Below are 14,677 nucleotides of genomic sequence, written 5' to 3' on the forward strand. Positions count from 1 at the left end.
GGGCGCAGGTTGGTCTGGCTGATGCCGCGATAGCGGTAGTCCGAGACCAGCGACACGTTGGCCGTGAACGTATGCGGCGATGCCGGCTCGGCAGCGGCGGCGGCCGGTGCCGGGGCCGCCGCGTCCGTGCTTTGCGCGTGGGCGGTGGCGGCGGCACTAGTCAGGACAAGCGCGCTGACTGCAAGGGCCAACTTCTTCATGGGTTTCTTCTCCTTTTTTCCTGAGGCTCGGATTTCGTTTCTTGGATTTCGGTGATTCAATGACGCTGGCGCACCAACTACTGCAACTGCCATGCCAGCTCTTCGGAAATCGGCGGCCCATGTTGGCCGTGATGGCGTGCCGTGACCAAAGCCAGACTTGAATCTGCCCTGCAGCGAAGCCAGATCAGGTTAAAAGGTGTGAACGCGGATGCGCCGGAGCTTTCGCCCACGTGCCTCACGGGCGATAATTGAGTCCTGACGGTGGCCGCGTGCGCGACACCCAGGCCGCGCGCCCGCAATCGGGGCGCCCAATTCCTGTGCGAAAGCGCGCTAAACGCCAGATGCCCACCCGGATTGGCACCAGTTAGGTGCGCAAAGGAGAAACCATGAAACCGACCGATCTCTTCAACGACCTGCAGAACAAGGTCAGCGAGGCGCTGCGCAACTCGCCGGCAAGGGACATCGAAAAGAACGTGCGCAGCATGATGACCCAGGGCTTTGCCAAGCTGGACCTGGTCACGCGCGAGGAATTCGACGTCCAGTCGCAGGTGCTGGCCCGCACCCGCGCCCGCCTGGAGGAACTGGAGGGCCGCGTGGCGGAGCTTGAGCGCCGCGCCGGCATCACGCCCGGCGCCGGCTCGGTGGACTCGACCGGGGGCGCGTGAGCACGCCGGTCCTGCCCGATCCAACCCGCCGCCTGAAGGCCGCCACTCCTGGCGGCCTTTTTCGTTAACAGTTCGATGACATGAGCCTTGCCGTCCTACGCAGCCGGGCACTGACCGGCATCGCCGCGCCGCCGGTGCGGGTCGAGACCCACCTCGCCAACGGCCTGCCGGCATTCACCATCGTCGGCCTGGCCGACACCGGCGTGCGCGAAAGCCGCGAGCGCGTGCGCGCCGCCATCCTCAACAGCGGTTACGAGTTCCCCAACCGCCGCATCACCGTCAACCTGGCCCCGGCCGACCTGCCCAAGGAATCCGGCCGCTTCGACCTGGCCATCGCGCTGGGCATCCTGGCCGCCAGCGGCCAGATCCCGTCCGAGGCACTGGATGCTCATGAGTTCGCCGCCGAGCTGTCCCTGTCCGGCGAACTGCGCCCCGTGCGCGGCGCGCTGGCCATGGCCATGGGCCTGGCACGCGACAACGCCGCCCGCGCCGCCGCCGGCGAGGCGCCGCGCGCCTTCCTGGTGGCCGCGGGCAATGGCGCCGAAGCCGCGCTGATCGAGGACCTGGCGGTGCATGCCGCCGCGACGCTGCGCCAGGCGTGCGACCATCTCTGCCCCCTGCCCGACGCGCGGCTGCCCCGCTCCATGCCGGCGTTGCTGCCCGCCGCCACGGACCGCGGCCCCGACATGCGCGACGTGCGCGGCCAGGCCCAGGCGCGCCGGGCCATGGAAGTGGCCGCCGCCGGCCAGCATTCCGCCCTGCTGGTGGGCCCGCCGGGCACCGGCAAGTCGATGCTGGCGCAGCGCCTGCCCGGGCTGCTGCCGCCGATGACGCTGCAGGAAGCACTGGAGTCCGCCGCGGTCATGAGCCTGACGCCGGGCGGCTTCCGCACCGCGCTATGGGGCCAGCGCCCGTTCCGGTCGCCGCACCATACGGCATCGGGGCCGGCCATGGTCGGCGGCGGCGGCAACCCGCGCCCGGGCGAGATCTCGCTGGCGCACCACGGCGTGCTGTTCCTGGACGAGCTGCCCGAATTCGACCGCAGGGTGCTGGAAGTCCTGCGCGAGCCGCTGGAATCCGGCCGCATCACCATCGCCCGCGCCGCCGGCCACGCCGACTTCCCCGCCTGCTTCCAGTTCGTCGCGGCGATGAACCCCTGCCCGTGCGGCTACCTCGGCCATCCCGACCGCCCCTGCCGCTGCACGCCCGACCAGGTGCGGCGCTACCAGTCCCGCATCTCCGGCCCGATGCTCGACCGCATCGACCTGCAGGTGGAAGTCCCCGCGCAGGACCAGGGCGAGATGCTCGACGGCCCGCCTGGCGAACCCAGCGCCGTGGTGCGCACCCGCGTGCTGGCCGCGCGCGAGCGCCAGCTGGCCCGGCAGGGCAAGCCCAACAATGAACTGGGCGGACGCGAGATCGAACAGCACTGCACGATGGAAGCACAGGCGCAGGCACTGCTGCGCGGCGCGATGACGCGGCTGGCGTGGTCGGCGCGGTCGTACTACCGCGTGCTGAAGGTGGCCCGCACCATCGCGGACCTGGAAGGTGCCGAGGTGCTGACCGCCACGCATGTGGGCGAGGCGATCCAGTACCGGCGGGCGTTGCGGATGGCGGGCGGTTGAATGCCTCGGCCTAAGCTACAAGCGAAGCCAGCGTCGCAGCCCGCGTTCGGTCAGCCGCATCACGCCTCCTCAGACCACTGCACGCCTTCGCGCGCCATGAACGCCGACGATGCCGCCGGGCCCCAGGTGCCGGCGGTATAGGGGCGCGGGCCTTCGTCCTGCTGACGCCACGCTTCCAGGATCGGGTCGACCCAGGTCCAGGCGGCCTGCAGTTCGTCGCGCCGCACGAACAGCGCCAGCCGTCCGCGTATCACGTCGAGCAGCAGGCGCTCGTAGGCTTCGGCGCGCCGGGTGGTGAAGGCCGAGTCCAGGTTCAGCGCCAGGCTCAGCGGCTTCAGCTTCATGCCCTCGCCCGGCTGCTTGACCATCAGCGTCAGCCGCACCGACTCTTCCGGCTGCAGCCGGATCACCATGCGGTTGGGCTGCAGCGTGCTGCCGGCATCGAAGATCGAATGCGGCACCTCGGCGAAGTTGATCACCACCTCGGTCACGCGCTCCTGCATGCGCTTGCCGGTGCGCAGGTAGAACGGCACCTTGTTCCAGCGCCACGTGCCGAGCTCGGCGCGCATCGCGACGAAGGTCTCGGTGCGGCTGTCTGGCGGAATGCCTTCTTCCTGCAGGTAGCCGCGCACCAGCTCGCCGGCGATGGCGCCCGCGGTGTACTGGCCGCGCACGGTATTGCGGCGTACGTCCTCGGGCGACATCGGCCGCAGCGAGCGCAGCACCTTGAGCTTCTCATCGCGCACCGCATCGGAGGTGAGCGCTGCCGGCGGCTCCATCGCCAGGATGCTGACCAACTGCAGCAGGTGGTTCTGCACCATGTCGCGCATGGCGCCGGCCTCGTCGTAGAAGCCGCCGCGCGTGCCCACGCCCACGGTCTCGGCCACGGTGATCTGCACGCTGCGCACGAACGGCGTGCGCCACAGCGGCTCGAAGATCGAATTGCCGAAGCGCAGCGCCATCAGGTTCTGCACCGTTTCCTTGCCCAGGTAGTGGTCGATCCGGTAGGTGCGGTCCTCGCTGAAGTAGCGGCTGACCACCTCGCCGATGCCGATGGCCGAGGCCAGGTCCACGCCCAGCGGTTTTTCCAGCACCAGCCGGGTGTCGTTGGCGATCAGGCCATGGCTGGCAAGGTTGTCGCAGGTGGCCGCGAACAAGCCCGGCGGCATCGCCATGTAATAGATGCGCAGCGCCTCCTGGCGCAGTTGCGCGGCCAGCGCCGGATAGTCCCCGGACTGCGACGCGTCAACGTGCACGAAATCCAGCCGCTGCAGGAAGGTCTGCCATTTGGCCGGCTCGAGATAGCGCGCTTCGACAAAGGGTTGTGCGCTTTCATCGGCAAAATTGACAAAGGCCTCGCGGTCCCAGCGGTGCCGGCCCACGCCGATGATGCGGGTGCCGTCGGGCAGGTTGCCGTCGCGGTGGCACATGTAGAGCGATGGCAGCAGCTTGCGTGCCGACAGGTCGCCGGCGCCGCCGAAGATGACGAGGTCCAGTGGCCGAGCGTCGGCAGTGCCGGAAGAAGAGGCGGTTCGGGTGGTTTGCATGACGGACTCCTTGCTTGCCGGGGCGGCATGGGGCGGTATTGGGGCGGTATGGGCCGGCTCAGCGCGTCTCGGTCACCTTGCGCAGGTACTGCGGCTGGTCGGGATTGCGGCCGCGTGCCAGCGCCAGCGCCTGCGCCGCGACATAGAAGCCCTGGATGGCGCAGACCGGATCGAGCAGCGGATGGCCGGCCGGCACCAGCGGCAACTCCAGGGGCAGCTCCGCATCAACCGTGCCAGGAGGCGCCGCCAGCAGCACGCGCGCACCGCGCTTGCGCATCTCGGCGGCCAGCGCCAGCAGTCCCGCCTGTTCCGGTCCGCGCGGCGCGAACACCAGCAGCGGGTAGCCGTCGCCGATGATTTCCATCGGGCCATGCCGCACTTCGGCGCCGGAGAAAGCCTCGGCCTGGATGCCGGAGGTCTCCTTGAGCTTGAGCGCCGCTTCCTGCGCGATCGCCAGGCCCGCGCCGCGGCCCAGCACGATCATGCGCTCGACGTCGCGCAGCGCTGGCACCAGCGCCGACCAGTCCTGCGCGGCCGCTTGCGCCAGCGCGGCCGGCAAGCCTGCGCAGGCATCGACCAGTTCGTGCTCGCCGCTGCGTGCGGCCTCGAGATGCCCCACCAGCAGCGCCGACATCGACAGCATGGCGATATAGCTCTTGGTCGCGGCCACGCTCTGCTCGGGGCCGGCAAGCAGGGGCAGTTCATGCGCGCACGCCTGCGCCAGCGGCGAATCGGGCGCGTTGACCAGCGCCACGGTGGCGGCGCCGCGGTCGCGCAGCGCTTGCATGGTCTCGACCAGGTCGGGGCTGCGGCCCGACTGCGAGAACGCCACCGCCAGCTGCCCGGCCACGCGCAGCGCGCTGTCGTGCAGCGTCACCGTCGACATCGGCAGCGAGGCCACCGGCACGCCCAGCCGGCGCGTGACCAGCGTGGCGAAGTAGCTGGCGGCATGGTCCGAGCTGCCGCGCGCCACGGTCAGCGCCGCGGGCCAGGCCTGCGCGGCGAGTTGCGCAGCCAGCGCGGCCACGCGCGGCGCCTGCGCCAACTGCGCGGCCACCACGGCCGGCGCGCTCAGCGCCTCTTCAAGCATTCTCGACACAGCATTCTCCTTCGACATAAACGGTGCGCACCAAGAGCGCGCGGTCCAGCACGACCGCGTCGGCCCAGCAGCCCTGTGCCAGCATGCCGCGGTCGGACATGCCCAGGTACTGGGCCGGATACAGCGAAACGCGCCGCGACGCATCGGCGAGGTCCAGCCCGATCGACACGAAGTTGCGCAGCGCCTGGTCCATGGTCAGCACGCTGCCGGCCAGCGTGCCATCGGCCAGGCGCACGCTGCCGTGGACCTTGTAGACGGTCTGGCTGCCCAGGTGGTACACGCCGTCCGGCATGCCCGCGGCGGCGGTGGCGTCCGTCACCGCATACAGCCGCGGAATCGCGCGCAGCGCGGCGCGGATCGCGCCCGGATGAACGTGCAGCAGGTCGGGGATCAGCTCGGCAAACTCGGCATGGGCCAGCGCTGCCGCCACCATGCCGGGCGCGCGGTGCTGCAGCGGGGTCATCGCGTTGAACAGGTGGGTGAAGCCGCTGGCGCCGGCATCCAGCGCGGCCACCGCGTCCTCATAGGTGCCCAGCGTGTGGCCCAGCTGCACGCGCACGCCGCGCGCGACCAGCAGGCGGATGATGTCCAGATGCCCCGGCAGTTCGGGCGCCAGCGTCACCACCTTCAGCGGCGCGGCGCCGAGGTACTGCTCCAGTTCTTCCGGCGTGGCAGTGGCCGAGGTATCGGGCTGCGCGCCCAGCTTGCCGGGGTTGATATACGGCCCTTCCAGGTGCACGCCCAGCATGCGCGCCGCGCCGGGCGGGCGCTGCGCGCAGGCGCGGTTCAGCGCCTGCAGTGCGGGCAGCAGCACGTCGTGCGGCGAGGTCATGGTGCTGCCCAGCAGGCTGGTGGTGCCAAAGCGCACATGCGCGCGCAGGATCACCGGCACCGCGGCCTCGCCATCCATGAAGTCCTTGCCGCCGCCGCCGTGGTTGAGCAGGTCGACAAACCCCGGCAGCACGTACGGGGCATCGTTGTGCTCAGGCGAGGCGGGCACGCCCTCGATGCGCGCGATGCGTCCGTCCGGGCCGGCATGGATCTCTCCGAAGATCCAGCCGGCCGGCGTCAGGATGTTTCCTTTCATGGCAATACTCTCCAATACATTCAGATCACCGGCCAGCCACCGTCAGAACAGGTGGATGATGCCGGCATAGGCGCCCTGCTGGTTCGCCCCGGCGCCCGGCATGGTGTCCGGCGACGCCTCCACCGAGAAGGTGGCATTGCGCGAGTTGAACACCGACGCCACCGTGCCATACAGCGAGGTGCGCTTCGACAAGTCATACTTTGCGCCCAGTGTGACAAGCGTGCCATGCCCGCCGCCATTGTTCAGGGTGGCGTAGTAGACGCCGGACAGCAGCGTCAGCGCCGGCAGCAGGCGGTAGTTGGCGCCGACCCATGCCATCTGGCTGCGCGTGGCGGCGTAGGGGTTCTCCGGCGTGGCCACGGTATCGCCCGAGGACACGGTCAGGTTATAGCCGGCGAACAGGCGCAGGTTGTTCAGCGCATAGCTGCCACCGAGCGTGTACTGGCGCGAGTTGACATACAGGTTGTCCATGCGGCCCTGCGTGTCGCGCAGTTCCTCGTAGATGCCGGTCAGGCTCAGGTTGCCCTGCGCGTACTTGACGGCCGCGCTCAACTGCTTGCCGCTGTTGAAGCTGCCCGCCACGCCGTCGCTGCCGGCCTGCGCGCGCACACTCAGCCCGCCCCACACCAGCGAGTTGTAGGTCACGGCATTGGTGCGCGAGCCCCAGTTGCGGCCATAGACCAGCGTCGCGACCGAGCTGGCCTGCAGGCCCATCGGGTCGATCGCGCCGCTCTCGTCGTCGGTCAGGCTCATGGCCCGGCCCAGCAGCAGCGTGCCCCAGTCGTTACTGGCCAGGCCCACTTGCGCGCGCCGGTTGAACAGCGGATCGGAGCGCCCGGTGCCGGAGGTGATCATGCCCTCCAGGTTGAAGACCCCGCGCAGGCCGCCGCCAAGGTCTTCTGCGCCGCGCATGCCCCAGAAGCTGACGCCGTACTGGTTGCTGCCGAAGCGGAAGGTGTCCACGTCGCCGCCCGGGCGGGCGATGCCGTTGACATAGTCGAGGCCGGCCACGGCGCGGCCATACAAGGTGATGCCGGTGCCGGCGGACTGGGCGCAGGCGCCCCCGGCCGACGCTGCGAGCAGCGCCGTCAGTGCAATGCGTTTCACGATCAATGACTCCTGGATAAGCAGACGGTATCCACCGGCGCGGCTGTCGTCGCGGCCGTCGTTGTTGTTGCCGATGGGGAAGGTCGACCGCAGCCGCACGGCTGCCGCGGCGGGGGTCAGGTGGGCATGGCCTGCAGGGCGCGCTCGAAGGCGGCAGCGTGTCCGTCTGCCGCATGGCCGAAGGCGATATGGGCGGTGTCATCGCCGATCCACATCAGCTGGCTGCCCGCAAGGTGGTCGGCGCGCACCCGGGCGCGCTCGCGCACCACCACGCGCAGCCGCGTCAGTGCCACCACGCCGACCGAGGCGATATTGGCGGCGCCGCCCAGCGCATCGATCCACCAGGCGGGATCGAAAGCACCGGCAGCCGGCACGGACGCCTGGGTAGCAACGGCGGGCGCAGCAGCCACCACGGCCGTGGCCTGCGGCGCCTGCTGCAGCACCGCGCGGATATCACCGGCAACCTGCTCGGCCTGCGGCCCGATCACCACCTGCACCACATTGGGCGGGCGCTTGAGCACGCCGCGTACGCCCAGTGCCTTGAGCCGCGGCTCGGACACCGCGCCGATGTCGGCCACGTTCAGCCGCAGACGCGTGGTGCAGGCATCGACCACGACCAGGTTGGCAGGGCCGCCCAGCGCTTCGACATACTGTTGCGCCACGCTGCCCGCGGCCGGCTGCGCGGCACCGCCGGCGGCCGCCACGGGCACCACTTCATCGCGGCCCGGCGTCAGCAGGTTGAAGCGGCGGATAAAGAAGCGGAACAGCCCGTAATAGACCAGCGCATAGGCCAGCCCCAGCGGAATCGCCAGCCAGCCGCGGCTGGACAGCCCGTAGCCCAGCACATAGTCGATCGCGCCGGCCGAGAAGGTGAAGCCCAGCCGGATATCGAGCGCATGGCACAGCGCCATCGACAGGCCGGTCATCAGCGCATGCAGGCCGTACAGCACCGGCGCCAGGAACATGAAGCTGAACTCGATCGGCTCGGTGATGCCGGTCAGGAACGAGGTCAGTGCCATCGAGAACAGCATGCCGCCAACCAGCGCGCGCCGCGCCGGCGGCGTCTCGTGGTACATCGCCAGGCAGGCCGCGGGCAGGCCGAACATCATCACCGGGAAAAAGCCGGTCATGAACAGGCCTGCGCCGGGGTCGCCGGCAAAGTAGCGGTGCAGGTCGCCCGATACCGCCGTCCCCGTGGCCGGATCGGCGTAGTTGCCGAACACGAACCACGCCAGGGTATTGATCAGGTGGTGCAGCCCGGTGACCAGCAGCAGCCGGTTCAGCAGCCCGAACACCAAGGCGCCGGCCGAGCCCGCCGTGGTCAGCCACGCGCCGGCCGCGTTGATGCCGGCCTGCACCGGCGCCCACGCATAGGCCAGCACGATGCCCAGCAGCAGGCAGCACAGCGCGGTGACGATGGGAACGAAGCGCTTGCCGGAAAAGAAGCCCAGATAGGGTGGCAGCGCGACATTGCGATAGCGATTGTAGAGCCCACCCGCCACCGCGCCGGCGACGATGCCGGCCAGCACGCCCATGTCGAGCGATTTGTCGATGGTCTTCAGCACCGTGGTCAGCACCAGGTAGCCGATGGTGCCGGCCAGTGCCGCCGCGCCGTTGTTGTCGCGCGCAAAGCCCACCGCCACGCCGATCGCGAACAGCAGGGCCAGGTTGGCAAAGACCGCGTTGCCGGCCTCGGCCATCAGCTTGATGTCGAATACGTCGGGCTGGCCCAGGCGCAGCAGCAGGCCGGCCACGGGCAGCACGGCAATCGGCAGCATCAGCGTGGCGCCCAGGCGTTGCACCCTGGGCAGCAGGTCCATCTTCATTGGCGTTCTCCGAATCTGTGCGCGCGTGGCGCGTATTGGGTTGTGGTCGACCGGCGCTTATGCCGGCCAGTAGCGGCGGCACGCGTCGCGCACCGCGGCGGCTGACGGCAGCCGCAACAATTCGCCTGCGCGCTGCCGGCAATCGGCATGCGAGAGCGCGCGCACGCGCGCCTTGACGCCCGGCACCAGCCCGGCGTCGACTGACAACTCGGTCACGCCCAGCCCGACCAGCACCGGCACGGCCAGCGGGTCGCCCGCCAGCGCGCCGCACACGCCTACCCAGCGCCCGTGGCGCGCGGCGCCCTCGGTGGTGGCGGCGATCATGCGCAGCACCGCGGGATGCAGGCCATCCATGCGTGCCGCCAGCTCCGGCTGGCAGCGGTCAATGGCCAGGGTGTACTGGGTCAGGTCGTTGGTGCCGATCGAGAAGAAATCGGCGTGCTCGGCCAGCTGGTCGGCCAGCAGCGCGGCGGAAGGGACTTCGATCATCACGCCGACCTCGATCTCGGGATCGGTACCGGCTTCGGCCGCCAGCGCACGGATGCGTTCGCGCCAGGCCAGCAGTTCGCCGACCTCGCTGACCATCGGCAGCAGGATGCGCAGCGGCCCGCTCGCGCGCACTGCAAGCAGGCCGCGCAGCTGGTCGTCCAGCAGTTGCGGGCGCACCTGCGCCAGGCGCACGCCGCGCAGGCCCAGGGCGGGGTTGTCTTCGGCAGGCAGGTGCAGCCAGGCGGCGTCCTTGTCGGCGCCGATATCAAGCGTGCGCACGATCGCGCTGCGGCCCTGCAGGGCATCGGCAATGGCCTGGCAGCTGGCGGTGTGGTCCGCCGCCGCGGGGGCTGCGTCGCCGTGCAGGAACAGCAGTTCGGTGCGCAGCAAGCCGACCGCGTCGGCACCATGCGCCACGGCATTGCGGGCGTCGTCGAGGCTGCCGATATTCGCGGCCACCTCAATAGGCACGCCGTCGCGGGTGCTGGCCGCGGCGTGCGCGGCGCGCAGGTCGGCCTCGCGCTGCTGCGCGCGCAGCCTGACGGCGCTGGCGGCGGCGGCCAGCAAATGCGCATCGGGGCAGGCGTGCAGGCGGGCGCTGTCGCCGTCGGCGATGACCGGCGTGCCGTCCTGCAGGCGCTCCAGCGCGCTGCCCAGAGCCACCAGGCAAGGGATGCCGAGCTGACGCGCGATGATGGCCGCGTGCGAGGTCGGGCCGCCGCGCGCCATCACCAGTGCGGCAACCCGGGTGCGGTCCAGTCCGGTCAGGTCGGACGGCGTGAATTCCCCGGCGGCCAGCACGATGACATCGCCGTCGGCGGCCGGTGCGGGCAGCTGGACCGGGACACTGCCCGCCGGGGCCAGCGCACGCAGCACGCGCTTGCCCAGGTCCAGCAGGTCGGCAGCGCGTTCGGCCATGCGGCGGTCGGCCATCGCGGACAGCATGGCGGCTTCGGCCCGGGTGGCCTCGCGCCAGGCAAAGCCCGCGCTCTTGCCGGCGGCGATCATGGTCTCGGCCGCGGCCTGCAGGGCCGGGTCTTCCAGCAGCGCGCGATGCATGGCGAAGATGCCGGCCTCGGCGCCGGCGCGGCGTGCGGTGGCGGCTTCGCTCTCATGCGCCAGCTGGGCGTCGATGGCCGCCAGCGCGGCGCGCAGGGCCTCGCGCTCGGCAGCAATGCCCTGGCCGGCCTCGGCCGGCTCCGGCGTGGTCTCGCGCCACCAGTGCAGCGTGCCGATCGCGATGCCGGGGGCGGCAGCCACGCCGGGGATGCCATCCGCCGGCAGGCCGGCGCCCGGCCCAGGCTGCGCAATCGGTGCGGCCACCGTGGGCACGGGTTCTTCTTCGCCCACGCCGGCGCGCTGCAGTTCGTATGCGACCGCATCGAGCGCGGCACCGGCATCGCGGCCGGTCGCCACCAGCTCGACCGCGGCGCCCTCGTCGGCGGCCAGGCCCAGCAGCGCCACCAGGCTGGCCAGGCTCGCCTGCCGGCCGCCGTAGTGCAATGCGACGGCGGCGTCCAGGCCGCGCGCGGCTTCGCGCGCCCGTGCCGCGGGCCGCGCGTGCAAGCCGCCAGGGCAGGCGAGCGTGACCGTGCGCCGCTGTTCGGCTGCGCTCGCGTGGTCTTCCTGCGCGGGCGCCGCGGCACCCGCGGCACGCACCTGCAGCAGCACCGTGCGGCCCGCCTCGGCCTGCGCCGCGCCGGTCCTGCCGGCGACCGTGAAGGCATCGCCATTGGCGATTGCCATCACCGTCACCAGGCTCGACGCCTGCTGCGCGACACGGTCGACATCGAAACGGATCAGCGCATCCCCCTGGCGCACGGCAGCGCCCTGCGCCACGCAAGGCGCAAAGCCTTCGCCGCGCAGCGACACCGTATCGATGCCGACATGGAGCAGCACCTGCGCCCCGCACGGAGCCTGCAGCGTCAGGGCGTGGCCGGTGGCGGCCAGGTGGACGATGGTGCCGTCGCAAGGCGCCACCAGCGTGTCGCTCAGGGGGTCGATGGCCAGGCCGTCGCCGAACATGCCGTCGGCAAAGACCGGGTCCGGCACGGCCGCGAGGGGAAGCAGCACTCCGCTCACCGGGGCCCGCAGCAACAGGGTTTCGCTCGTCTCAGCCATTTTGCTTCCAGAAGTCGCGGCGGCCGGTGCAGAAATGCGACGGCGCCAGGGTCAGGCGAAAGATAGACGGCAACCGACAATAAAAATACCAGTGAAAACCACTACAACAATATTGTATCTAAGTGGCATCTTTATTGAGGCAAGGCAAAGCAGTCCTTGGATGATCCTCACATTCGCCTTAATCACCATAACCCACGGAGATAGGTAAGATTTTTCCAAATCACAGCAGCATTTTCCGACGCCATAATCAGCAGAACCATTTCAATACCAATTGACGTAAAGCGAAGCGATGGCGATGTTATCGCCCAGATGACGCAATGCCGCCCCATCGACGTCAAATATCCTAAAGTGGTATCATCACCCCCACACTCTGGTACCTACGAGGATTCGCAATGGATCAACGGCTGCAGGCTCTCAAGCCGGACGAAGCGGAGGCGACGCCGATCTACCTGCAAGTGGCGCGCAGACTGGCCGCGGCCATCCAGGCCGGCCAATGGCGGGTGGGCGACGCGCTGCCGTCCGAGCGCACGCTGGTGGATTCACTGGAGATTTCACGCGTCACGGCGCGGCGCGCGCTGCAGGTGCTGGCAGAGGAAGGCGCGATCACGCGCAGCCGCGGCGCGGGCACCTTTGTCGCGCCGCGCCCTGAGCAGAAGGCGGCGCGGCTGGACAACTTCAGCGAGCTGGCGCGCCGGCGCGGCATGACGCCGGCCAGCGAACTGGTGGCGTTCGAACGCCGCCGCGCCACGCCCCAGGAGGCTGCGGCGCTGGCGCTGCAGGAAGGGGAAGAGATTGTCAGCCTGACCCGCCTGCGCAAGGCCGACGGGCAGGTCTTCTGGATGGATGTCACCACGCTGGCACTGGCCGTGCTGCCCGACGCCAGCGCCATCGGCGAATCGCTGTACGCCTACCTGGAGCGGATCGGCAAGCCGGTGCTGCGCGTCACCGAAAGGCTGCGCGCGATCGTCGCCGGCGAAGCACTGGCCGCGCGCCTGCAGATCGCGCCCGGCGAGCCGCTGCTGCATATCCTGCGCACCGGCTACACCCATGGCGACCAGCCGGTCGAACTGACCGACGGCTACTGCCTGAACGATTTCTACGAGCTGAAGCAGTAGTGCCCGGCACGCCCGGCAACCGGCGGCTCGACCGGGGGCGGGGTCGGATCTTCCTCTGGCGGCAACGGCAAGTCCGGGGGGATGCCCGGCGGCCCGGGCTCTTCGACCGGGGGCACGGTATGGCGCGGCTGCAGGCGCGCACCGGCGTGGGGGTTCGGCAAGGCGGGCATGCGGGGTCTCCGTGGCCGGGTTTCCTCCTCATTGAAGCAAACCCGGCCGGTGCGCGCCAGTATTGATGCAGACGCCGCTCAGGCGTGTTGCCGGCGCACGAAGAACAGCGCCGCGCCCACCGCCATCAGCACGCTGCCAAAGAAGCGGTTCTGCCAGCGCACCGCGCGCGCATTACGGAACAGCCCCTGCATGCGCGACGCCAGCAGCGCATAGCCATGCATCACCACCAGGTCCACGCAGCACATGGTGGCCGCCAGGATCGCCAGCTGCAGCGCAAGCGGCCGGTTGGGATCGATGAACTGCGGCAGCACCGCGACCATGAAGATGATGCCCTTGGGGTTGGTCACATTGGTCAGCAGGCCGGTGGCAAAGCGCCGGCGCCGGCTCATCACCGCTACGCGCACGGGGGCGGTGCTGCCACCCTGGTCCGCCCCGCTCTCCACCTGCGCGCGCCATTGCTGCACGCCGAGGTAGATCAGGTACAGCGCGCCTATCGTCTTGACCACCATGAAGGCCTGCTCCGAGGCCAGCAGCAGCGCGCCCAGGCCGCCGCCCGCCACCAGCAGCACGATCACCAGCCCGGCCTGCAGGCCAAAGATGGTGGTGGTGGTCCTGCGCAGCCCGTACGAGAGCCCATGGCTCATCGACAGCACCGCGCCCGACCCCGGCGACACGGCGATCACCCAGCACGCGGCGAAAAAAGCCAACCATACTTCCCAACGCATCCCACTCTCCTTTGACGACAACCATGCCGGGGCCACGCTCCAGCAGCCACGGCACCAACAATCTTTCCTGCGACGCGGCGCGTCAGAACGGGTGGAAGCCGCCCAGGAACTGCTCCACCTGCTCGGCCTGGCGCGCGTCGCGCGCGGCATCGCCCGATTCCAGCACCACCGCCTGGTACGCGCGCGTACCCACCGCCACCAGGCGCGCCGTCAGCCGGCGCGGCGACTGGTCCTGCGGCGACACCCCGCTGGCCTGCACTTCCACGCCGGCAAGCGGGCGGCCCGGACGGTCGGCGCTCATCACGGTGACGGGCCGCGCGCGCGGCTCGCCCGACGGCGTGCCGAGGTTGGCCAGCAGGCCGGCCTGCATCGCCGCCAGCGCCTCGCGCCGCAGCGCTTCGTCATCGGCGGGCAGCGTCACCACGCCCACGGCGAACAGCGTGTCGTCGACGCGCGCAGCTTCCATCGTCATCGGCAGCTTGCGCCCGGCAATGGTCACGTCGCGCGCGGCGCTGGTGGGCTTGCCCGGATAGAGCGCGGCGTAGGCGCCCTCGCCGGACTGGATGGTGCGCCAGTCATAGTGCGGTGAACAGGCGCACAGGGCGAATGCCAGCACGGCGGCACAGCACAGCAGCGGGCGGCGGACAGCGGCAGGAAAGCTCGGCGGGGGCGGCACAAGACGCATCGGGAATCCATGGGGGACGGCGCGCGCAGGCTGCGGGCGGCGCTGGCGGACGCCATCGCCTGCGGGCGGAAACCGGTATTATCCCGAAAGCGGCGCTCCAGTGCTTGCTGCGCCGCTCCCGCTCCCGCTACCGCCCTGCCCCCACGTTCCAGCCATGCCTGCCGCCCTCATTGCCCGCCACGCCTTCGCCATAGCCAGCCTGCGCTGGGTGGCCG

At 70.3% G+C, this 14,677-nt stretch carries 13 protein-coding genes; 3 read left to right on the forward strand and 10 right to left on the reverse strand.

The window, feature by feature from the left end; translation table 11 throughout:
- Positions 1–200 (reverse strand): TorF family putative porin (locus AC3WQZ_RS34200; RefSeq protein ID WP_492302049.1); only part of this gene is annotated, 200 nt, incomplete at its 3' end.
- Between the two features lie 386 nt (positions 201–586).
- Here AC3WQZ_RS34200 and AC3WQZ_RS34205 point away from each other — a divergent pair.
- Both AC3WQZ_RS34205 and AC3WQZ_RS34210 read left to right on the forward strand, forming a co-directional pair.
- Entirely contained in the window at positions 587–865 is a 279-nt protein-coding gene (locus AC3WQZ_RS34205) for an accessory factor UbiK family protein (protein ID WP_010814845.1), read from the forward strand.
- An 80-nt stretch (positions 866–945) separates the two neighbouring features.
- Positions 946–2,490 (forward strand): YifB family Mg chelatase-like AAA ATPase, encoded by a 1,545-nt coding sequence (locus AC3WQZ_RS34210; protein WP_010814846.1) that lies wholly within the window; start codon positions 946–948, stop codon positions 2,488–2,490.
- 59 nt (positions 2,491–2,549) lie between these two features.
- Here AC3WQZ_RS34210 and zwf read toward each other — a convergent pair whose 3' ends face one another.
- From zwf to ptsP, 6 genes are all read right to left on the reverse strand, one after another.
- A complete protein-coding gene (zwf, locus tag AC3WQZ_RS34215) occupies positions 2,550–4,037 on the reverse strand; it encodes a glucose-6-phosphate dehydrogenase (protein WP_010814847.1) in 1,488 nt (495 codons plus the stop codon).
- Positions 4,038–4,095: 58 nt separating this feature from the next.
- Complete coding sequence (locus tag AC3WQZ_RS34220; protein WP_010814848.1) at positions 4,096–5,127, reverse strand: SIS domain-containing protein; 1,032 nt, start codon at positions 5,125–5,127, stop codon at positions 4,096–4,098.
- A complete protein-coding gene (gene nagA, locus AC3WQZ_RS34225) occupies positions 5,120–6,223 on the reverse strand; it encodes an N-acetylglucosamine-6-phosphate deacetylase (protein WP_010814849.1) in 1,104 nt (367 codons plus the stop codon). The genes AC3WQZ_RS34220 and nagA overlap by 8 nt, the downstream gene beginning before the upstream one ends.
- 42 nt (positions 6,224–6,265) lie before the next feature.
- A complete protein-coding gene (locus tag AC3WQZ_RS34230; protein WP_492302051.1) occupies positions 6,266–7,330 on the reverse strand; it encodes a porin in 1,065 nt (354 codons plus the stop codon).
- 116 nt (positions 7,331–7,446) lie between these two features.
- A complete protein-coding gene (gene nagE, locus AC3WQZ_RS34235; RefSeq protein WP_010814851.1) occupies positions 7,447–9,156 on the reverse strand; it encodes an N-acetylglucosamine-specific PTS transporter subunit IIBC in 1,710 nt (569 codons plus the stop codon).
- A 57-nt stretch (positions 9,157–9,213) separates the two neighbouring features.
- Positions 9,214–11,766: a phosphoenolpyruvate--protein phosphotransferase gene (ptsP, locus tag AC3WQZ_RS34240; RefSeq protein ID WP_010814852.1), complete on the reverse strand. Its 2,553-nt coding sequence runs from the start codon at positions 11,764–11,766 to the stop codon at positions 9,214–9,216.
- A 392-nt stretch (positions 11,767–12,158) separates the two neighbouring features.
- Between ptsP and AC3WQZ_RS34245 the strand changes: the two genes are divergently transcribed.
- Positions 12,159–12,881 carry a GntR family transcriptional regulator gene (locus AC3WQZ_RS34245; protein WP_010814853.1) on the forward strand — a complete coding sequence of 241 codons (723 nt, stop codon included), beginning with the start codon at positions 12,159–12,161 and terminating at the stop codon, positions 12,879–12,881.
- On the opposite strand, the gene AC3WQZ_RS34250 is transcribed toward AC3WQZ_RS34245, so the two are convergent.
- From AC3WQZ_RS34250 to AC3WQZ_RS34260, 3 genes are all read right to left on the reverse strand, one after another.
- Positions 12,863–13,051: a hypothetical protein gene (locus tag AC3WQZ_RS34250; RefSeq protein WP_081050386.1), complete on the reverse strand. Its 189-nt coding sequence runs from the start codon at positions 13,049–13,051 to the stop codon at positions 12,863–12,865. The two genes, AC3WQZ_RS34245 and AC3WQZ_RS34250, sit on opposite strands and share 19 nt — an antisense overlap.
- 78 nt (positions 13,052–13,129) lie before the next feature.
- Positions 13,130–13,777 (reverse strand): LysE family transporter, encoded by a 648-nt coding sequence (locus AC3WQZ_RS34255; RefSeq protein ID WP_010814854.1) that lies wholly within the window; start codon positions 13,775–13,777, stop codon positions 13,130–13,132.
- A gap of 82 nt (positions 13,778–13,859) precedes the next feature.
- Positions 13,860–14,462 carry a hypothetical protein gene (locus AC3WQZ_RS34260; protein ID WP_492302053.1) on the reverse strand — a complete coding sequence of 201 codons (603 nt, stop codon included), beginning with the start codon at positions 14,460–14,462 and terminating at the stop codon, positions 13,860–13,862.
- Positions 14,463–14,677 lie beyond the last annotated feature (215 nt).

It is taken from the genome of Cupriavidus sp. FW305-26 (assembly GCF_058787975.1).